Annotated in this window: 19 protein-coding genes and 1 riboswitch; of the genes, 4 read left to right on the top strand and 15 right to left on the bottom strand. The window is 75.0% G+C overall.

Annotation, left to right across the window (positions count from 1 at the left end; genetic code table 11):
• The 8 genes from ACFYOJ_RS35240 to ACFYOJ_RS35205 form a co-directional block, all read right to left on the bottom strand.
• Positions 1-384: IS3 family transposase (locus ACFYOJ_RS35240; protein ID WP_356558450.1), on the bottom strand; the 384-nt coding region annotated here is incomplete at its 3' end.
• Positions 385-446: 62 nt separating this feature from the next.
• Entirely contained in the window at positions 447-689 is a 243-nt protein-coding gene (locus ACFYOJ_RS35235; RefSeq protein ID WP_356558444.1) for a transposase, read from the bottom strand.
• 193 nt (positions 690-882) lie between these two features.
• Complete coding sequence (locus tag ACFYOJ_RS35230; RefSeq protein ID WP_356558443.1) at positions 883-1,296, bottom strand: transglycosylase SLT domain-containing protein; 414 nt, start codon at positions 1,294-1,296, stop codon at positions 883-885.
• A 248-nt stretch (positions 1,297-1,544) separates the two neighbouring features.
• The gene (locus tag ACFYOJ_RS35225) at positions 1,545-2,474 is read right to left on the bottom strand and encodes an ECF transporter S component (RefSeq protein ID WP_356558442.1); all 930 of its coding nucleotides are present in this window, start codon (positions 2,472-2,474) and stop codon (positions 1,545-1,547) included.
• Entirely contained in the window at positions 2,471-4,147 is a 1,677-nt protein-coding gene (locus tag ACFYOJ_RS35220; protein WP_356558441.1) for an ATP-binding cassette domain-containing protein, read from the bottom strand. The genes ACFYOJ_RS35225 and ACFYOJ_RS35220 overlap by 4 nt, the downstream gene beginning before the upstream one ends.
• A complete protein-coding gene (locus tag ACFYOJ_RS35215; protein ID WP_356558449.1) occupies positions 4,144-5,295 on the bottom strand; it encodes an energy-coupling factor transporter transmembrane component T in 1,152 nt (383 codons plus the stop codon). The genes ACFYOJ_RS35220 and ACFYOJ_RS35215 overlap by 4 nt, the downstream gene beginning before the upstream one ends.
• A 52-nt stretch (positions 5,296-5,347) precedes the next feature.
• On the bottom strand, positions 5,348-6,025 hold the full coding sequence (locus ACFYOJ_RS35210; RefSeq protein WP_356558440.1) for an SCO2322 family protein: 678 nt from the start codon (positions 6,023-6,025) through the stop codon (positions 5,348-5,350).
• Positions 6,022-7,275, bottom strand: coding sequence for a prenyltransferase/squalene oxidase repeat-containing protein (locus ACFYOJ_RS35205; protein WP_356558439.1), 1,254 nt, complete (start codon positions 7,273-7,275; stop codon positions 6,022-6,024). Before ACFYOJ_RS35205 ends, ACFYOJ_RS35210 begins: the two co-directional genes overlap by 4 nt.
• Before the next feature lie 131 nt (positions 7,276-7,406).
• A riboswitch (cobalamin riboswitch) is annotated at positions 7,407-7,480 on the bottom strand.
• Between the two features lie 350 nt (positions 7,481-7,830).
• On the opposite strand from ACFYOJ_RS35205, the gene ACFYOJ_RS35200 reads away from it, so the two are divergent.
• The 3 genes from ACFYOJ_RS35200 to ACFYOJ_RS35190 are packed head-to-tail and all read left to right on the top strand — an operon-like array spanning position 7,831 to position 11,029.
• Positions 7,831-9,225, top strand: coding sequence for a glycosyltransferase family 4 protein (locus ACFYOJ_RS35200; RefSeq protein ID WP_356558438.1), 1,395 nt, complete (start codon positions 7,831-7,833; stop codon positions 9,223-9,225).
• On the top strand, positions 9,219-9,953 hold the full coding sequence (locus ACFYOJ_RS35195) for a methyltransferase domain-containing protein (protein ID WP_356558437.1): 735 nt from the start codon (positions 9,219-9,221) through the stop codon (positions 9,951-9,953). Before ACFYOJ_RS35200 ends, ACFYOJ_RS35195 begins: the two co-directional genes overlap by 7 nt.
• Positions 9,950-11,029: a prenyltransferase gene (locus tag ACFYOJ_RS35190; RefSeq protein ID WP_356558436.1), complete on the top strand. Its 1,080-nt coding sequence runs from the start codon at positions 9,950-9,952 to the stop codon at positions 11,027-11,029. The genes ACFYOJ_RS35195 and ACFYOJ_RS35190 overlap by 4 nt, the downstream gene beginning before the upstream one ends.
• Before the next feature lie 68 nt (positions 11,030-11,097).
• On the opposite strand, the gene ACFYOJ_RS35185 is transcribed toward ACFYOJ_RS35190, so the two are convergent.
• From ACFYOJ_RS35185 to ACFYOJ_RS35165, 5 genes are all read right to left on the bottom strand, one after another.
• Positions 11,098-11,973 carry a hypothetical protein gene (locus ACFYOJ_RS35185; protein WP_356558435.1) on the bottom strand — a complete coding sequence of 292 codons (876 nt, stop codon included), beginning with the start codon at positions 11,971-11,973 and terminating at the stop codon, positions 11,098-11,100.
• A gap of 156 nt (positions 11,974-12,129) precedes the next feature.
• Positions 12,130-13,119, bottom strand: coding sequence for an N-acetylmuramoyl-L-alanine amidase (locus ACFYOJ_RS35180; protein ID WP_356558434.1), 990 nt, complete (start codon positions 13,117-13,119; stop codon positions 12,130-12,132).
• Between the two features lie 23 nt (positions 13,120-13,142).
• Entirely contained in the window at positions 13,143-13,793 is a 651-nt protein-coding gene (locus ACFYOJ_RS35175) for a class I SAM-dependent methyltransferase (RefSeq protein ID WP_356558433.1), read from the bottom strand.
• 128 nt (positions 13,794-13,921) lie between these two features.
• Positions 13,922-14,551 (bottom strand): response regulator transcription factor, encoded by a 630-nt coding sequence (locus tag ACFYOJ_RS35170; RefSeq protein WP_356558432.1) that lies wholly within the window; start codon positions 14,549-14,551, stop codon positions 13,922-13,924.
• 118 nt (positions 14,552-14,669) lie between these two features.
• Entirely contained in the window at positions 14,670-15,848 is a 1,179-nt protein-coding gene (locus ACFYOJ_RS35165; RefSeq protein ID WP_356558448.1) for a histidine kinase, read from the bottom strand.
• A gap of 334 nt (positions 15,849-16,182) precedes the next feature.
• Between ACFYOJ_RS35165 and ACFYOJ_RS35160 the strand changes: the two genes are divergently transcribed.
• On the top strand, positions 16,183-17,046 hold the full coding sequence (locus ACFYOJ_RS35160; protein ID WP_356558431.1) for a MaoC/PaaZ C-terminal domain-containing protein: 864 nt from the start codon (positions 16,183-16,185) through the stop codon (positions 17,044-17,046).
• 117 nt (positions 17,047-17,163) lie between these two features.
• On the opposite strand, the gene ACFYOJ_RS35155 is transcribed toward ACFYOJ_RS35160, so the two are convergent.
• Both ACFYOJ_RS35155 and ACFYOJ_RS35150 read right to left on the bottom strand, forming a co-directional pair.
• The gene (locus tag ACFYOJ_RS35155) at positions 17,164-17,331 is read right to left on the bottom strand and encodes a hypothetical protein (RefSeq protein ID WP_356558430.1); all 168 of its coding nucleotides are present in this window, start codon (positions 17,329-17,331) and stop codon (positions 17,164-17,166) included.
• A 95-nt stretch (positions 17,332-17,426) separates the two neighbouring features.
• Positions 17,427-18,608 carry a hypothetical protein gene (locus tag ACFYOJ_RS35150; RefSeq protein WP_356558447.1) on the bottom strand — a complete coding sequence of 394 codons (1,182 nt, stop codon included), beginning with the start codon at positions 18,606-18,608 and terminating at the stop codon, positions 17,427-17,429.
• Positions 18,609-18,754: the final 146 nt, after the last annotated feature.

The raw sequence follows: 18,754 nt of genomic DNA, 5'->3' as shown, positions 1-18,754 counted from the left end.
ACCTTCGTCAGGATCCCGATCCGCACCCGTTGCCCCGCACCCCACCCCGTCACACGCGGCGCAACGATCTCTGTAGCTCAAAGGCAACTGCATTGCCCGCTCGACCTGCCCGCCGGGAAGCGTGGTGATCACGCGCTTGCCGCGGACCGCCCCGGCGATGCCGAGCTCGCGCATCAGGCGTTCGACGGTGCGGCGGGCCACACGGTGTCCCTGCCGGTTCAGCTCGCGCCAGACCTTCCTCGCCCCGTAGACACGGTGGTCGGCATCGAATACCTCGCTGATCCGCTCCTTCAGTTCGATGTCCCGCACGGTCCTCGCGGACGGCGCGGTCAGGCGTTTGCGGTGGGCGTAATAGGTGGCAGGGGCGATCTTGCAGTCGTGCATCGTCAGCACGCGGCAGATCGGCTCGACACCGCCGAAGTGGTCCCGGTGCTCGTCGATGAACGCTACGAGCGCGTGTGTGGCCGGTCGAGCTCGGCCGACTCCTCCGTCGTGATGCCCGGACGGGTGCCGGCGTCGACCTGGTCCTGCCGCACCCACTTGCGCAGCGTCCCGGTCGTGCCGATGCCCAGTTTCTGGGCCACCGCTTTCATCGCGGCCCACTCGGTGTCGTACTCCGGCCGTACCTCGGCGACCATCCGCACCGCACGACGGCGCAGCTCAAGCGGGTAGGGGGAAGGACGTGCCATGACTCGATCCTCTCAAATGATCGAGTCTCTATCGAACCCGGAACGGTTCAGGTCGGACACGTGCCGACGCCCCGACGGTCAGTTGAATGGTCTGCTTGAGCGAGGTCCGGCGGATTGCCCGGACGAACACGATGCGCGAAGGCGGCGGCCCCGGGGATCGGGGGGCCGCCGCCTCCGGTACGGAGGGCCGGGGTCAGTACCAGCCGTTGGACTGCCAGAAGTTCCAGGCGTCGCAGGCGCTGCCGTAGCGGTCCTTCATGTAGTCCAGGCCCCACTCGATCTGGGTGGCCGGGTTGGTCCTCCAGTCGGAGCCGGCCGAGGCCATCTTCGAGCCGGGCAGGGCCTGGACGAGGCCGTAGGCGCCGCTGGAGGCGTTGGTGGCGTTGACGTTCCAGTCGCTCTCGTGGTCGACGATCTCCGAGAAGCACCGGTACTCGGCCGAGTCGCCGATCATCTTCTTCGCGGTCTCCTGCGCCGAGGAGGCCGGCGTCACGGCCTGGGCGGGCGCGGCGGCGATCAGGGAGCCGCAGGCGGCCGCGGCCAGGGCGGCGCCCGCGAGGGCCTTCTTCGGGGCGGAGACGGTGCGGAGGAGGGAGGCGGCGGTCAACGTGGTGCCTTTCTTCGGGGACAGGGGCGTCGGCGCAGGCCGGCCGCGTGGTGCGCGGCGGGGGCGTGCGTCGGCGCCGTGACCCGTGAGGGCGTCGGCGCCTGGCGACCGGTTCAGGGAAACAGGCCGGTCCCGGGCCCGCAATCAGCCCTTTTGCTAAGGACGGTCGTAGGCGGGGACGTGACGGACGGGTGCGGGGCGCGGTGGCCGGTCCGGTGACTACGAGACGGCTTCGTAGGTGAGGCGGGTCACGTGGGGCGGTTCACCCCGCCGGGCTTCTCGAAGGCGACCGGGGTCTCGAAGGCCGCCCTGCGGGTGGCGCGGCGCAGCGCCTTCAGGACGGGGGTGCCGAGGGCGAGGGTGAGGACGACCGTCATGGCGGCGCGGCCGCCGTCCCAGCCGAGGGAGGTGGCCAGGCAGTAGGCGACGAAGCGGGCCAGGTTGTCGGGGACCGACGCGTCGGGGTCGAAGGCGATGTTCGAGGCGAGCGTGTTCATGAAGGTCCAGCCCGCCAGGTTCATCACCGTGCCGTAGGCGAACGCGGCCAGGAAGCCGTACGCGGCGAGCAGGAACAGCTCCGCGCGGCCGCGCAGCCGGTCGGGGAAGGGCAGCAGGCCCGCGCCCATCGTGAACCAGCCCATCGACAGCATCTGGAACGGCATCCACGGCCCGACCCCGCCCGTGAGCAGCGCGGACGCGAACATCGTGACCGAGCCGAGGACGAAGCCGAAGCCCGGGCCGAGGACCCGGCCGCTGAGCACCATCAGGAAGAACATCGGCTCCAGGCCGGCCGTCCCCGCGCCGATCGGGCGCAGCGCGGCGCCCGCCGCCGCCAGGACGCCGAGCATCGCGACGGCCTTCGGGCCGAGGCCGGACTCCGAGATCGTCGCCGCCACGACCGCGACCAGCAGCACCAGTACGCCCGCGAACAGCCACGGCGCGTCCTGGGCGTGCGCGTTCACGGAGGCGTCCGGCGGGGCGAGGAAGGGCCAGCCGAAGCCCGCCACGCCCACCGCGCTGACCAGGACCAGGGCGGCGACGGAGCGGGGGCCCAGGCGGACGGCGCGGGCCTGGCGCTGCGGGGCGACGGGCTCGGTGGTGCCGGGTTTCGTGATGCGGGGGCTCGTGGTGCGGGGCTCGGTGGTGTCGGACTCGGTGGCGGGGCCCGGGTCGTTCATGACAGGGCCTCCCGTACCTGGGCCACCGTGAGCCACTGCTGCGGGGCCAGGACCTTCGCGACCTGCGGGGCGAAGGACGGGGAGGCCACCACGACGTCCGCCGCCGGGCCGTCGGCGATGACCTCGCCCTCGGCGAGCAGGACGACCCGGTCGGCCAGCTCGGCGGCCAGTTCCACGTCGTGCGTGGCCAGCACGATCGCGTGACCGTCGGCGGCCAGGGAGCGCAGGATGCCGGAGAGCCGGGCCTTGGCCGCGTAGTCCAGGCCGCGCGTCGGCTCGTCCAGGAGGAGGAGGGGAGGGCGGGCGGTCAGGACGACGGACAGCGCGAGGGTGAGGCGCTGGCCCTCCGAGAGGTCGCGGGGGTGCGTGTCGTCGGCGACGCCGGGGAGCAGCTCGGTCAGCAGGGCGCGGCAGGTGCCGGGCGCCGCGTCCGCGTCCCGGTCGGCGGCCGCGCACTCGGCGGCGACCGTGTCGGCGTACAGCAGGTCGCGGGGCTCCTGCGGGACCAGGCCGACCCGGCGCACCAGCTCGCGCGGGGGCGTGCGGTGCGGTACGGCGCCGCCGGCGCGGACGGAACCGGCGGACGGTTCGACCAGGCCGACGAGCGCGGACAGCAGCGTGGACTTGCCGGCGCCGTTGCGGCCCATGAGGGCGACCGTCTCGCCGGGGGAGACGGTGAGGTCCACACCGCGCAGCGCCCGGACGCGGTCGCGCCGGACGGCGAGGGAACGCACCTCGGCGGCGTACGGGGACGGGGCGGCGTCCGCCTTCTTCCCGCGGCGCCGCAGGAAGGAGACGGGGGCGGGCCGGGGCGCCGGGAGCGCGGCGGCGGAAGGGGTGCGCCGCGGGGGCCGCAGACCGGCCAGCCGCTCCCGCAGCGGGGCCGCGCGGCGGCGGGCGTCCCGGACCGTCAGCGGCAGCGGGGACCAGCCCGCCAGCCGGCCCAGGTCCACCACCGGCGGGAACACCGGGGACACCGCCATCACCTCCGCCGGGGCGCCGACGACCGGTGCCGCGCCGGGGGAGGGGAGCAGGACGACCTGGTCGGCGTACTGGACGACGCGTTCCAGGCGGTGTTCGGCCATCAGGACCGTCGTGCCGAGGTCGTGGACCAGGCGCTGGAGGACCGCGAGGACCTCCTCCGCGGCGGCGGGGTCCAGGGCGGAGGTCGGCTCGTCCAGGACTAGGACGTCGGGGTGCGGGGTGAGGACCGAGCCGATGGCGACGCGCTGTTGCTGGCCGCCGGAGAGCGTGGTGATGGGGCGGGCGCGCAGGTCGGACAGGCCCAGCAGGTCGAGCGTCTCCTCGACGCGGCGGCGCATCACGTCCGGGGCGAGGCCCAGGGACTCCATGCCGTAGGCGAGCTCGTCCTCGACGGTGTCCGTCACGAAGTGGGAGAGGGGATCCTGGCCCACCGTGCCGACCACGTCGGCGAGTTCGCGCGGCTTGTGGGTGCGGGTGTCACGGCCGGCCACGGTGACCCGGCCGCGCAGGGTGCCGCCGGTGAAGTGCGGGACGAGGCCGCCGACCGCGCCGAGCACGGTCGACTTGCCGACACCCGACGGCCCGGCCAGCAGGACGAGTTCGCCCTCGGGGACCTCGAAGTCCACGCCGCGGACGGTGGGTCCGGCCGCGCCGTCGTAGGTGACCGACACGTCCTCGAAACGGATCACGACGGCTCCTTGGCGGGTGGGGGTGCGGGGGCGGGGGTGACGAAGGCCGGGAGCAGGCCGAGGAGTACGGCCGCCGCCGGCCACAGCGGCAGCGACGGCGCGACCAGCGGGACCACACCCGGGTGCAGCGCCGCCGGGTCGCGGACGGCGGCCACGGACAGCGCGGCCGCGACCGCCGCACCGGAGGCGGTGACCAGCCAGGCGCGGGCGTCCCAGCGGTCGGGACGGTAGCGGGTGCGCGGAGTGCGGCGGCCGCCGAGCCACAGCCCCGCGAGCGCGGCGGCGAGACCGGCGGCCAGGACGGGGACGCCGTACGTGCCGCCCGCCGCGGTCAGCACGCCGTACGTCCCCGCGCAGACGCCGAGCAGACCGCCCAGGGTGAGGGCGGCGGTGGTACGGCGCACGGCGGCGGGGACCTCGGCGGTACGGCCGTAGCCGCGGGCGTCCATCGCGGCGGCGAGGGCGACGGAACGCTCCAGGGCGCCCTCCAGTACGGGGAGCCCGACCTGGAGCAGGCCGCGTACGCCCTTGTCGGGACGGCCCCGCAGACGGCGGGCGGCGCGCAGACGCTGGACGTCGGCGATGAGGTTCGGGGCGAAGGTGAGGGCGACGACGACGGCCACGCCCATCTCGTACAGGGCGCCGGGGAGGGACTTGAGGAGCCGGGAGGGGTTGGCGAGGGCGTTCGCGGCGCCGACGCAGATGAGGAGGGCGGCGAGCTTCATCGCGTCGTACAGGGCGAAGGCGAGGCCCTCGGCGGTGACCCGGCCGCCGAGGCGGATGCCCTGCGCCCAGTCGGGGAGGGGGACCTCGGGGAGGGTGAACAGGGTGTGGGTGCCGGGGATGGGGGAGCCGAGGACCGTGGTGAAGGCGAGGCGGATGAGGAGCACGGCGAGGGCGAGCTTGACGAAGGCGCCGTAGGAGCGGGACCAGGGGGCGTGGGGGCGGCGGGTGGTGACGACGTAGGCGGAGACGGCGACGAGGAGGGCGAGGAGGAGGGGGTTGGTGGTGCGGGTGGCGGCGGTGCCGAGGGCCAGGGCCCAGAGCCACCAGGCGCCGGGGTGGAGTTGTGCGGTGCGGTGGTGGTGGCGGGGGGCGGGTGCGCTTGCCGGCGCGTGCAGGGTGCCGCCTGCGCCCGTCCGGGCCATCCCGGCGGCACGACTGCCCGCGGGCCGGGTGGGCCGGGTGGGACGGGTGGGTTCAGGAGTCGGCATTCCTGCGCCGCCTCGACTGCCAGGCCGCCGCGGCTGCCAGGGCCGCGACGAGGGCGATGCCCGCGTAGAGGCCGGCCGACGGGCCGCTGTCGTCCGAGGCGTTCTTCTCCTCCGGGGCGGCCGTGGCGTCCTGCTCCCCGTCCCCCCGGGTCTTCTGCGACTCCTGCGTCACCTGCTCACCGCAGCCCGACTTCGGGTAGCCCGCGATGGCGCAGAGCAGGGCGTTGGTGTTGTAGCGGAGGGGACCGGCGACGGCGGCCAGGGCGTCGGCCGTCGTGGCGTCGGGGGAGACACGGGCGCAGGCCGTGCGGCCGGCGGGCGGGGTCTCGCCGGACGGGGCGTCGGCGGCCGTGCCGAAGTCCAGGACGAGCGCCACCCGCTTGCTGCCCTCCCGTGCGGGCGTCTTCGCGCAGATCGCCGCGAAGTCCGCCGTGCCGCGCGGCCGGGCCGCGTCACCGGAGTCCTCGCTCACCGAGAAGCGGAAGCCCTGGACGTCGCCGTCGGAGGGGCGGGCCGTGGACGGGCCCTGGGTGGCGTACGTCCACTGGTCGCCGTCGCGTTCCCAGAAGGACCAGTAGCGGTAGCCGGCGGCCTGCGCCTGGCCGGCGCCCGTGACGAGCACGAGCGCGGCCAGCAGCAGGAGGGCGAGGCGGCGACGGGTCACGGCTGCCGCGTCCGGTTGCGCATGGCGAGGAGGACGATGACGCCGGCGCCGAGGACCACGCAGACGCCGGCGATCCACCAGGCGCCGGAGCCGGAGTCGTCCTTCTTCTCCGCCTCGTCGCCGGCCACGCCACTGATCCGCGCGCTGTCCGTCGTCTTGAATCCCGCGGGTGCCGGGCCCGTCGCGTTCAGCTGCTCGACCAGGTCGGCGCCGCCGAAGGCGCGGGGGTCGGTGCCCGTGGCGTGGGCGGCGAGGATCAGCTGGGCGTAGGCGGCGGGGCCGCTCTGCTTCGCCCAGGTCCCGGCGTTCTTCTGCAGCCACGCCAGCGGCTTCGCGGCCTTGTCGGCACCGCCCTGCGCGGCGAGCGCGACGACGGCGTCGGCGGTGTTGCCGTAGTCGGGCTGGTCGCCGGCGCCGGCGAGGGAGGACGTCAGGTGGCCGTCCTTCGCCACGGCCCGCGCGAGGTGGGCGGCGCCGTTCGCGGCGGCCTGCTCCCGGGTGGGCCTGTCCCCGCCGGCGCACGCGGCGTCGCCGGTCGTCGCCCTGCCGGGCTCGGTGACCAGGCTCCTGCCGAGGGCGCCGAGGACACCGGCGGCGGTCGCGTCGTCGTTGGCGAGCAGCTTGCCGGCCTTGTCGGGCTGGAAGGCGAAGGCGCCCGCGCCCTTCGCCTCCGAGCAGGGCAGGGCGAACGTCAGCAGGGCGTCGTAGGGGGTCTTGCCGTCCTTGACGACCTTCTCCGGCGCGGTGCCGGTGGCGGTCAGGGCGCCGATGACCACGGAGGTGGAGTTGGCGTCGCTGGGGCCGCCGGGGGTGTAGCCCCAGCCGCCGTCCTTGTTCTGCACGGACTTCAGCCAGGCCAGGGCGTCCTCGACGACGTCGCCGTGCCCGCCGACGGCCCACAGCGCCTGGACGGCGGCGGCCGTGCTGTTGGTGTCGACCATGGTCTTGGCGTCGCAGGGCTTGGAGGTGTCGGCCCGGTAGGGGGCGAAGGCGCCGTTGTCGCACTGCTGCCCGGTGAGCCAGTCCACGGCCTGCTTCGCGGGCACCATGCGCACGGTGTCCTGCGCGAGCAGGGCGAGGGACTGGCGCCAGACGCCGTCGTACTGGGGGTCGGTGTTCCCGTACAGCCCGGCGGGCAGGGACGCGGAGGCGGACGGTGACGGGCCGGCGGCGACCGCGGGCGCGGCGGCGGCGGCGCCGAGCACGGCTATGGCGGCAAGGGCCGCGGCGCTGCGACGACGGACGTTCATGATCGGCGGGGTGCCTTTCCCTGTGCGGGACCGGACAGCACGGGGCACCCCCGGCGGCTCGGCCCCGTATGCCTCGACGGTGCCCGTGCACGGCGGGCGCCGGGCACGTGAGCCGGTCACAGTTCCGTCCGGGGCGATCCGGCTCACCACCTGGCAGGGGTGGCTCACGGTTGCGGGTCAGCGCCGGAATTGCACCGGCTTCCCCCCGTACGGGTGTGATGACGACGGGGGCCACTGTACCCGGCCGTAGGAAGGCCCGAGGCGGCGGAGGCGGTCCGGGAGCCGGGTGATCAGGACGGGGTGCCGGGTGTGCACGACGGCGCGGTCCGCAGAGGGGGAGAGCCGCTCGGGGACGGGTCGGCGGGGCTCCCGGAGAGGAGTGGGGCGGGCGTCCCGCCCGTGAGCGCCGCCGTGGCGCGAATCACCTGATCCACGCGGCACCGCATCCCTACCTGCCGGTAGATTCGGAGCCTCTGACGATCAAGTCCGAAACTTGTTCCAGATCAAAGTCCCGGCATAGTGTCGCGGGACGCAGCAGGGAGAGAGGGGCCCAGAGTGACCGCTGAGGCCAGTCAGGCGGGTCCTCGTCAGGAGCCCGCCGCAGACGGCTTGCGACCGCTCCGCATCGCACTCCTCACCTACAAGGGAAACCCGTTCTGCGGCGGCCAGGGCGTCTACGTCCGCCACCTCTCGCGAGAACTGGCCCGCCTCGGCCACCGCGTCGAGGTCATCGGCTCCCAGCCCTACCCGGTGCTGGACGAGGGCCTGGGCGACCGGCTCTCCCTCACCGAGCTGCCCAGCCTCGACCTCTACCGCCAGCCGGACCCCTTCCGCACCCCGGGGCGCGACGAGTACCGCGACTGGATCGACGCCCTCGAGGTCGCCACCATGTGGACCGGCGGCTTCCCCGAGCCGCTGACGTTCTCGCTGCGCGCCCGCCGCCACCTGCGCGCCCGCCGCGGCGTCTTCGACGTCGTCCACGACAACCAGACCCTCGGCTACGGCCTGCTGGGCGACGTGGGCGCCCCGCTCGTCACCACCATCCACCACCCCATCACCGTCGACCGGCAGCTGGAGCTGGACGCCGCGGACAGCCGCAGGCGCCGGTACTCGGTGCGCCGCTGGTACGCCTTCACCCGCATGCAGAAGCGCGTCGCGCGCCGCCTGCCGTCCGTGCTCACCGTCTCCGGCACCTCCCGCCAGGAGATCGTCGACCACCTCGGCGTACGGGACGACCGCATCCACGTCGTCCACATCGGCGCCGACACCGACCTGTTCTCGCCCGACCCGTCGGTGCCCGTCGTGCCCGGCCGGATCGTGACCACCTCCAGCGCGGACGTGCCCCTCAAGGGCCTGGTCTTCCTCGTCGAGGCCCTCGCCAAGGTCCGCACCGAGCAGCCCCACGCCCACCTCGTCGTCGTCGGCAAGCGCCCCGCCGAGGGGCCCGTCGCCCAGGCGGTCGAGCGGTACGGCCTCGAAGGCGCCGTCGAGTTCGTCAAGGGCATCTCGGACGCCGAACTCGTCGACCTCGTGCGGTCGGCCGAGGTCGCCTGCGTGCCGTCCCTGTACGAGGGGTTCTCGCTGCCCGCCGCCGAGGCCATGGCGACCGGCACCGCGCTGCTCGCCACCACCGGCGGGGCCGTCCCGGAGGTCGCCGGACGCGACGGGGAGACCTGCCTCGCCGTGCCGCCGGGCGACGCGGGGGCGCTGGCCGCCGGGCTGAAGCGGCTGCTCGGCGACCCGGAGCTGCGCGCCCGGCTCGGCGCGGCCGGACGCGAGCGCGTGCTGCGGCACTTCACCTGGGCGCGGGCCGCCGAGGGCACGGTCGCCCGCTACCGCGAGGCCATCGACGCCTCCTCCACGACCACCCCGACCGCTTCGAGGATCGTGCCCGCGACCCCGACCACCAGTGACACCGGCGTCTACCCCGAAAGCAGGGCCACGTGCTGACCGTCGACTTCTCCCGGTTCCCGCTCGCCCCCGGCGACCGCGTCCTGGACCTCGGCTGCGGCGCCGGCCGGCACGCCTTCGAGTGCTACCGGCGCGGCGCCCGGGTCGTCGCCCTGGACCGGAACGCCGAGGAGATCCGCGAGGTCGCCAAGTGGTTCGCCGCGATGGAGGAGGCCGGCGAGGCACCGGCCGGCGCCACCGCCACCGCCATGCAGGGCGACGCGCTCGCCCTGCCCTTCCCGGACGAGTCCTTCGACGTCGTCATCATCTCCGAGGTGATGGAGCACATCCCCGACGACAAGGGCGTCCTCGCCGAGATGGTCCGCGTCCTCAGGCCCGGCGGCCGCATCGCCGTCACCGTGCCCCGCTACGGCCCCGAGAAGATCTGCTGGACCCTCTCCGACGCCTACCACGAGGTCGAGGGCGGCCACATCCGCATCTACAGGGCCGACGAACTCCTCGCCCGCATCCGCGAGGCCGGCCTCGAGCCCTACGGCACCCACCACGCGCACGCCCTGCACTCGCCGTACTGGTGGCTGAAGTGCGCCTTCGGCGTCGACAACGACAAGGCGCTGCCCGTGCGGGCGTTCCACAAGCTGCTGGTGTGGGACATCATGAAGAAGCCGCTGGCCACCAGGGTCGCCGAGCAGGCGCTCAACCCGCTGATCGGCAAGAGCTTCGTGGCCTACGCGACCAAGCCGCACCTGCCGCCGGTGGACGCCGCGTGACCGCGTTCCCCGGCCCGCGCACCGAACACCTGGTGCTGCCCGGCGTCCTCACCGCCGAGCAGGCCGCCGCCACCGTCCGCGGCATCCTCGCCGAGCAGCGCGAGGACGGCGCCATCCCCTGGTTCCGCGGCCACCACCTCGACCCCTGGGACCACGTCGAGGCGGCGATGGCCCTGGACGCGGCCGGAGAGCACGACGCCGCCGGCCGCGCGTACACGTGGCTGGCCCGGCACCAGAACCAGGACGGCTCCTGGTACGCCGCCTACGCCGACGGCGACTTCGCCGACGTCACCGACCGCGGCCGCGAGACCAACTTCGTCGCCTACGCCGCCGTCGGCGTCTGGCACCACTACCTCTCCACCGGCGACGACACGTTCCTGGACCGCATGTGGCCCGTCGTGTTCGCCGCGACCGAGTTCGTGCTGCGGCTCCAGCAGCCCGGCGGACAGATCGGCTGGCGCCGGGACGACGACGGCACGCCCGTCACGGACGCGCTGCTGACCGGCAGTTCCTCCGTCCACCACGCGCTGCGCTGCGCCCTCGCCATCGCCGAGCAGCGCGAGGAGCCGCAGCCCGACTGGGAGTTGGCGGCGGGCGCGCTGCGGCACGCCATCCGGCGCCACCCGGAGCGGTTCCTCGACAAGAGCCGCTACTCGATGGACTGGTACTACCCGGTGCTGGGCGGCGCGCTGACCGGCACCGAGGCCCGCTCGCGCATCGAGGAGAGCTGGGACCGCTTCGTCGTCCCCGGCCTCGGCGTGCGCTGCGTCGTCCCCAACCCGTGGGTGACGGGCGGCGAGTCGGCCGAACTCGCCCTCGCACTGTGGGCGGTGGGCGAGTCCGACCGCGCCCTGGAGATCCTGCAGTCCGTCCAGCATCTGCGGGACGAGGACAGCGGCCTGTACTGGACGGGGTACGTCTTCGAGGACGACGCCGTCTGGCCGCGCGAGCTGACCACCTGGACCGCCGGTTCCCTGCTGCTCGCCGTCGCCGCGCTCGGCGGCCACGAGGCGACCTGCCAGGTCTTCTCGGGCGAGCGGCTGCCCAGGGGACTCGACCCGGACTGCTGCGTCTGACGAACGGCCTCCCGCCCGGAACTCGCTCCGGACGGGGGGCCGTTGAAGTGGTGCGGGGCGCCGCGCGGTCAGCCGCGCTGGATGCCCGAGGTGTCCTGCAGGACGCCTCGGCGGCCGTCCTGCGTCTGGGCGACCAGGTTCGCGCCGCGCTGCTCGACGGCCAGGTACCAGGTGCCCGGCGCCAGTTCGGCGATCGGCGTCGGCGAGCCGTCCTCCGCGAACAGCGGACGCGGCACCGGCACGGCGAACCAGAACGGCGAGAAGTCCCCGGCCGGCGGCTGCGCCTGAGCCTGCTGCGGGGCCTGCGGCTGACCGGCCTGCGGCTGGCCGGCCTGCTGCGGGGCGTGCGGCTGCCCGCCGAACGACGGCTGACTGGGCTGACCCGGCTGCGCGCCGTACGGCTGCTGCGGCGCACCGGCGCCCGGGTAGCCGTAACCGCCCTGCGGCTGGCCGCCGTAGGGCTGCGGCGCGGCCGGGCGGGGGGCCGGGACGAGCGCGCCCTTCAGGGCGGGGACGAGGGGCGTGGCGAGGGCGGCGACGGCCATGAGCACCGTCGCGACGAGGGCGAGGATCAGGCCCGTGCCGGCGTCCGGGCCCTCGGAGGAGGAGCCCCCGAAGTTGTCGAGACCGCCGGCCGGGTCGAAGATGTTGCCGAGCGCGCTCCATGCGGCGAACACCGTGAAGGCGACGCCGAACTGCCCCAGGTCGAGCCCCGCGACCTTCCTGGGCTGGGGCAGCGCCCGGGCGACGACGACGAGTACGGCGCCGATGATGCCGGCGAGGACGACCCCCATCAGGACCGGGCCGCTTTCCCACAGGTTGGGGAAGTCGACGCTGTCGGGGGCGCCGTCGATCGAGTAGAGATCGAGGAACGACGCGATGAACAGCAACACCGCTGCTCCGATCACCACGCCGTCGCCTCGAGTGAGGGAGCGGATATTCACTTCAGGTCCTTCGTAGGTCGTCTCGTCGTCGGTAGAGGCGTCGCTGTCACCATGTCGCCGTCGGGCCCTGATGGGGAAGCGCGGGGGTGACCCCTCATCGTACGGATGACACTATCGTCCGCACGCCGGGCCTGTCCGCAGAGAAGTGCCGGCCGGTCACTGCCCGCGCAGGAAACTCACGATTCCCTCAGACATCCCCTGCGCCGCCTTCTGCCGCCAACTGCCGCTGGTCAGCAGCGCCGCGTCCGCGCTGTCGCGCATGTTGCCGCACTCGACGAACACCTTGGGAACCGATGACAGATTGAGACCGCCCAGATCCGTGCGCGTGACCAGTCCGGTGCCGCCGCCGAGGTAGTTGGCGGGCGCGCTGCCCGTGGCGCGCACGAAGTTGCCCGCGATGCGCTGTCCCAGCTCGGCGGAGGGGGCGACGATGGCGCGGGTGTCGGCGGCGCCCTCGTGCACCGCACCGGGCAGGATGACGTGGAAGCCGCGGTTGCCGGCCCCCGCGCCGTCGGCGTGGATGGAGACCGCGGCGTCCGCCTTCGCCTCGTTGCCGATCCGGGCCCGCTCGTCCACGCAGGGGCCGTAGGGACGGTCGTCGTCCTGCGTCAGCCTCACCGTGGCGCCCTGCCGCTCCAGCAGCGTGCGCAGCCGGCGGGCCACGTCGAGGGTGAACTCCGCCTCGGGCCACCCGGCGTCGGTGGCCGTGCCCGTCGTGTCGCACTCCTTGCGGTGCGTGCCGATGTCCACCTTGCGGTTGATCTCGGCCGGGTGCCGGAAGTTGCCCGGGTTGTGCCCCGGGTCGATGACGACGACCTTGCCCTTCAGCGGCCCGGACCCGGCGGCGGAGGCGGACGTGGAGGCGGAGGGGCCGCCGTCCGCGGGAGAAGAGGACGCGCCGGTGGGTGATCCGGCACCGCCGGCCGGGGACGACGTCGGCGACACGGACGCACCGGATGTACCGGACGCGCCGGACGCCCGGCCCGTACCGTCTCCGCCCCCGTCACCCGCGCCGCCGACCGCGGCGTACACCCCCCAGCCGAGCAGTGCGCCGGGGACGAGCGCGGCGAGCACCACGGTCAGCGGGCGGCGCAGCGGGGAACGGCGGGGCTGGGGAGGATCGAAGTCCGGACCTGTGTACGACACGCCAGCGACTCTAGACCGCGCCCTCAGATCCCCGTACCCGTTCGCCGCAGGACGCGCAGCGAGTCGGTCACCGAGACCTCGGTGAACGCGCCGGACCCGAGAGCCCGCAGGTACACCCGGTACGGGGCCTGGCCGGTGAACTCGTCGGCCGGCTCCGGGAAGACGTCGTGGATGACCAGCAGACCGCCCTCGGCGACGTGCGGGGCCCAGCCCTCGTAGTCGGCGTTCGCGTGCTCGTCGGTGTGGCCGCCGTCGACGAAGACGAGACCGAGAGGGGTGTTCCAGAGGGCCGCGACCTGCGGCGAGCGGCCGACGAGGGCCACCACGTGCTCCTCCAGACCGGCCCGGTGCAGGGTGCGGCGGAAGGCGGGCAGGGTGTCCATCACGCCGAGTTCGGGGTCGACCGTCCCCGGGTCGTGGTAGTCCCAGCCCGGCTGCTGCTCCTCGCTGCCCCGGTGGTGGTCGACGGTGAGCGCGGTGACACCGGCCCGGCGGGCCGCGTCGGCGAGCAGCAGCGTGGAACGCCCGCAGTACGTGCCGACCTCCAGCAGCGGCAGCCCGAGCCCGCCCGCCTCGGCCGCCGCCGCGTACAGCGCCAGCCCCTCGTGCGCGGGCATGAACCCCTTCGCGGCCTCGAAGGCGGCCAGGATCTCCGGCGTGGGTGCCGCGGGCATGGGGTTCCTCCCGGTCGTACGTGCGCGTGCGGCCCCCATGCTGCCGCACCCCCGGCCGCACGGTGCGACGGGGGCGGTGCGACGGGGGTGCGGGCGGAGATGCGCAGGGGGGCGGCCGGGGGCCGCGGTCACAGCCAGCCCTGCCGGCGCGCTTCGCGCAGGGCCTCGGCACGGTTGCGGGTGGCGGTCTTGCCGATGGCCGCGGAGAGGTAGTTGCGCACCGTCGACTCCGACAGGTGCAGGGCGGCGGCGATGTCGGCGACGGTCGCCCCGTCCGCGGACGCCCGCAGCACCTCGCACTCCCGGGGCGTGAGCGGACTGGGCCCCGCGCTGAGCGCGGCCGTGGCGAGCGCCGGGTCGACCACCGTCTCCCCGGCCAGCACCCGGCGGACCGCGCCGGCCAGCTCCTCCACCGGACCGTCCTTCACAAGGAAGCCGGCGGCCCCCGCCTCCATGGCCCGGCGCAGGTAACCGGGACGGCCGAAGGTCGTCAGGATCAGCACCCGGCAGCCGGGCGCCCGCTCCCGCAGCTCGGCGGCGGCGTCGAGACCGTTCATGCCCGGCAGTTCGATGTCCAGCAGGGCGACGTCGGGACGGTGCGCGAGGACGGCGTCGACGACGGCGTCCCCGGTGGCCACCTGGGCGACCACCTCGATGTCCTCCTCCATCCCCAGCAGCAGCGCGAGCGCGCCGCGCATCATGCCCTGGTCCTCGGCGAGCAGGACGCGGACGGCGCGGCGGGAGGTCTCGTCGGTCACGGGGCAAGGGTAGGGGGAGGGACCGGGCGGACCGCCGCACAGGGCCTCGACGCACAGGGCCTCGACGCACAGGGCCTCGGCGGGCGGGGCGGGCGGCGCGGCGCGGCGGACGGGGGCACTACGCCGCCGTTCCCGCCGGCCCGGCCGCGTCCCGCGTCCCCGCCGGCAGCTCCGCCGTCACCTCGAAGCCGCCCCGCGCCGCCACGGACGCCGTGAGCGAGCCGCCCGCCCCGGCGAGCCGCTCCGCCAGCCCGGTCAGACCGGTGCCGGTGCCCCGGACGGTGCCGTCGCCGCCCGTGCCGTCGTCCGTCACCGTCAGCCGGACCCGTTCCGCGCCGCCCGACACCGCGATCTCGCACCGGCTCGCCCCGCTGTGCCGGACGACGTTGGTCACCGCCTCCCGCACCACCCACCCCAGCAGCGCCTCGGTCTGCGGCGGCAGCGGCGGGCCGGTGCGGCGGACCACCGGTTCCACGTCCGCCGCGGCCAGTGCCGAACGGGCCCGGTCCAGCTCCGTGTCGAGACTGCCCTCGCGGTAGCCCGTCACCGCCTCCCGGACCTCCGTCAGCGCCTGGCGGCCCACCGACTCGATGTCCCCGATCTGGACCAGGGCCGCGTCCAGGTCACGCGGAGCCAGCCGCCGGGCCGCCTCCGACTTGACCACGATCACCGACAGCGTGTGCCCGAGCAGATCGTGCAGGTCCCGGGAGAAACGCAGCCGCTCCTCCGCCACCGCCCGCGTGGCCAGCTCCTCCCGGGCCGCGCGCAGCTGCCGTACGGCGTCGGACAGACTCAGGATCGCCGCCGTCACCATCGTCGACAGGAAGGTGCCGTAGGCGATGCTGATGCCGTTCCAGCCGTCCTCGAACCCGGCGACGGCACCCGCGAGCACGGCCAGCGACCAGCCCCACCTGCCCAGCCACCGGCCCCGCAGCGCCGCGCCCGCCGCGAGACCCAGCAGCGGGAAGAACAGCAGCCAGCCACCGCCGTACGCCAGTGCCAGGCCGCAGGTCAGCACGCCCATGAGAACGAGCGCGGCCCGGGTGGACGCCGCCCTGCGCCGCCGGTCGTCGAAGGACCGGAAGGTCACGTAGACGTAGAGCGAGTTGAAGGCCAGCAGGCCCATGCCGCCGATGATCGGGTCGGTCGTCGGGTCCTGGAAGATGTTCGACAGGGTGCCCAGGCCCAGCAGCAGCCAGGGCAGCAGCGTGTAGACGGCCGGAGGCGGACCGACCCCCTCCGGCCGCTCGTCCCGCGCGTCGCACGGAACCCTGCACAGCCCCCGTGTCCGGGTCATGGCGCTCGGCTTCTTCTCCCCGTCGGGCGCGGCCGTCCCCGCGTCCGGGAGGGCGCCCCCGCCGGACCTCGGCGGCCGGTCCGCCCCTACGAGAATCCCACCCGGGGCCGGTGCGCGCCTCGTGGCCGTCCCGGCGGCCACACCCGGTGCGGCGGGTGCGCCGGGTGCCTCGATCGTGTCGTCCGCGTGTCGTGTACGTCCCATGCGGACGACGCTACGGAGCGTGCGGGGGTGGCGGCAGATGCGGTTGTACGGAGCTGGGCGGGACGAATGTCACGGGTGACCGGCGTCCCGTACGGTCGTGGCCGTCCATGACGGTGACACCGGGAGGGCCATGCCCATCGACGCAGCCCAGGCGCTCGCCGCCGCGCCCCGCGTCCGCGAGATCGCCTGGGACCACAAGGACGTCCAGCTCTACCACCTCGGCATCGGCGCGGGCGTCCCCGCCGCCGGCCCTCGCGAGCTGCGCTACACCCTGGAGACCCGGCTGCACGTCCTGCCGAGCTTCGCCACCGTCGCGGGCGGCGGCCCGCCGGGCGTGATCCGCGCGCTGTCCGTGCCCGGCGTGGACGTCGACCTCGCCCGCGTCCTGCACGGCGGGCAGAGCCTGCGGGTCCACCGGCCCCTCGCGGCGCGGGGCCGGGCGAGCGCGGCCTCGCGGATCGTCGCCGCGTACGACAAGGGCACGGCGGCCGTCCTCGTCCTGCGCACCGAGGTCACGGACGCCGACGGCCCGCTGTGGACCGAGGAGGCCGAGGTCTTCGTCCGCGGCGAGGGCGGCTGGGGCGGCGAACGGGGGCCGTCCGGGCGCCCGGCGCCGCCGCCGGAGCGGGAGCCCGACCGGGTCGTGGAGCACCCCGTGCGCGAGGACCAGGCCCTGCTGTACCGGCTGTCCGGCGACCTCAACCTCCTGCACGCCGACCCGGACTTCGCCGCGCGCGCCGGCTTCGGCCGTCCCGTCCTGCACGGCCTGTGCACCTACGGCGCCACGCTCAAGGCGGTCGTCGACACGCTGCTCGACGGCGAGGTGACCCGGGTGCGCGCGTACCGCACCCGCTTCACCGGGGTCGTGTACCCGGGGGAGACGCTGCGGGTACGGATGTGGCGTGCGGGCGCCGGCGCGGTGCGGGCGGCCGTGGGCGTCGTCGAACGGAACGGCGCGTCCGTCCTCGCCGACACCGTCGTACGGCACGACTGACCACGGTGCCCGGTCCTGAGCCGTGCTCCGGGCCCGGACCGGCGACGGCCACGGCCCCGCCCGTCGGATGCGACGAGCGGGGCCGTGGCCGTGTGCTCCGTGTGTACCGGCGACCCGTCAGGCCGCCGCCTCGGACTCCTCCACCGGCTTGCGGTGGCGGCCGCGCGGCGCGGCGGCGCCGTCCTGGCTGGAGACCGGTCCACGGTGCCGGCCGTGGCCGATGCCGGTCTCGTGGACGTCGGCACCGGCGGCCTGCTTCGGCTGGGTCGTGCGGGTGTCGTTCATCGGATAATTCACCCCGTTGGCATGATCTTTCCTGCAGCCGGGCGAGTGTAACCGGCACACCACGGCCCGAATCCAGGCGACCGCACCAACCGGCACTAGTTCGTTACAAGCCGTCCCAACGGGGCCTGTTGCAGCGGAACGGGGCGCTGCGGACCGGGTGCCGAGGGCTCCGTCCCGGCCGCCCCGCCCGGAGCCTCCGCCTCCGCCTCCGCCTCCGTCTCCGGCCCGGACCCCACCGCGGACACCGGCACCCGCGCCACCCCGCACGGCGACTCCCGCGTGGCGTACGGCAGTCGCAGCTCACCGTCGGCCGTCCACACCCCGGCCCCCGTCAACCACCCCCGCGGTGCCGCGAGATGCCGCACCCGCCGCTCGGCGGGCCGCCACACCGCGACCCAGCTGCCCCGCGCCCCGTCCACCCGCAGCGCCACCGCGCAGCGCTCCGGCGTCAGCACCTGCCCCCGCTGGACGGCGAACGGCGTCACGGCGCAGTCCGGCAGCCGCAGGCACTCCGGGAACCGCACCGGCAGCGTGCTGCCCAGCACCCCCCAGCCCAGCCGGGCGTGCCCCGGCGAGGGCGCGTCCGAGCGGATCAGCACCAGCCCGCTGTCCGGGTCGGCCAGCAGCAGCCGGTCGTCGCTGCCGGCGGCGATCTGCAGCAGCGGCGACACCTCGCCACCGCACCCCAGATCCACCACGACCGTCTTGGTGCACCCCCCGGCCTCCCGGTCCACGGCCAGCATCCGCCCCTCGCGGTCCAGCCAGACCCCGCCCGAGCAGCGCCCGGGGATCTCGGCCACCCGCTCGGGCCCGCCCGCGCCGCAGCCCGCCACCTGCCACAGCACGGTCGAGCGCGCGCCCGCGGCCATGGCGTACGCCCGCTGCCCGCCCGGCACCGGCGGCAGCAGCCGCAGCCGGCCGGCGCCGTCCGGGCAGGCGACCGCGCCGAGCTGCTGCTCACCGGTGCCGGGCCCGGTCGGGTAGAGCAGCGCGAAGAGGTGCCGCCCGGCCGCGGCACGGTGGACGAGGACCCGTCCGTCGCCCATCGGCTGGACCTCGGTGCCGGGCTCCTCCGGCTGGTGGCCGGGCAGGGGCACGGCGTACGGCTCCGGGCCGTCCAGCGTCCAGCGCTCCGGGTACCAGCAGTCGCCGGCCCGGGCGAGGCGCGCGGCGTAGGCGCCCTCCGCGGTGATCACGCAGGCCGCCCGGGGGGTCCCGCCGCCGTCCGGACCGACGTCACCGGGGTCCGCCGAAGGTTCTGCAGCACAGACCGTCATCATTCGGTCACCTCCGGCGACGAAGGTAGTTTTCGTACGCGCGGACGGGGGGCGGGAACCGCGCCCGTCACACAAAGGGGTGGCACAGGAACGATTCGCCTGAGGAAAGGGCCCGGGGTGTGCTGCACGGGGCCGGGCGGGCCCGC

Source organism: Streptomyces sp. NPDC006384 (assembly GCF_042870695.1).
In the GTDB taxonomy this organism is placed as follows: Bacteria; Actinomycetota; Actinomycetes; order Streptomycetales; family Streptomycetaceae; genus Streptomyces.
Note: the sequence above shows the minus strand (reverse complement) of the source record. Positions and strands in the feature narration are given on the sequence as shown.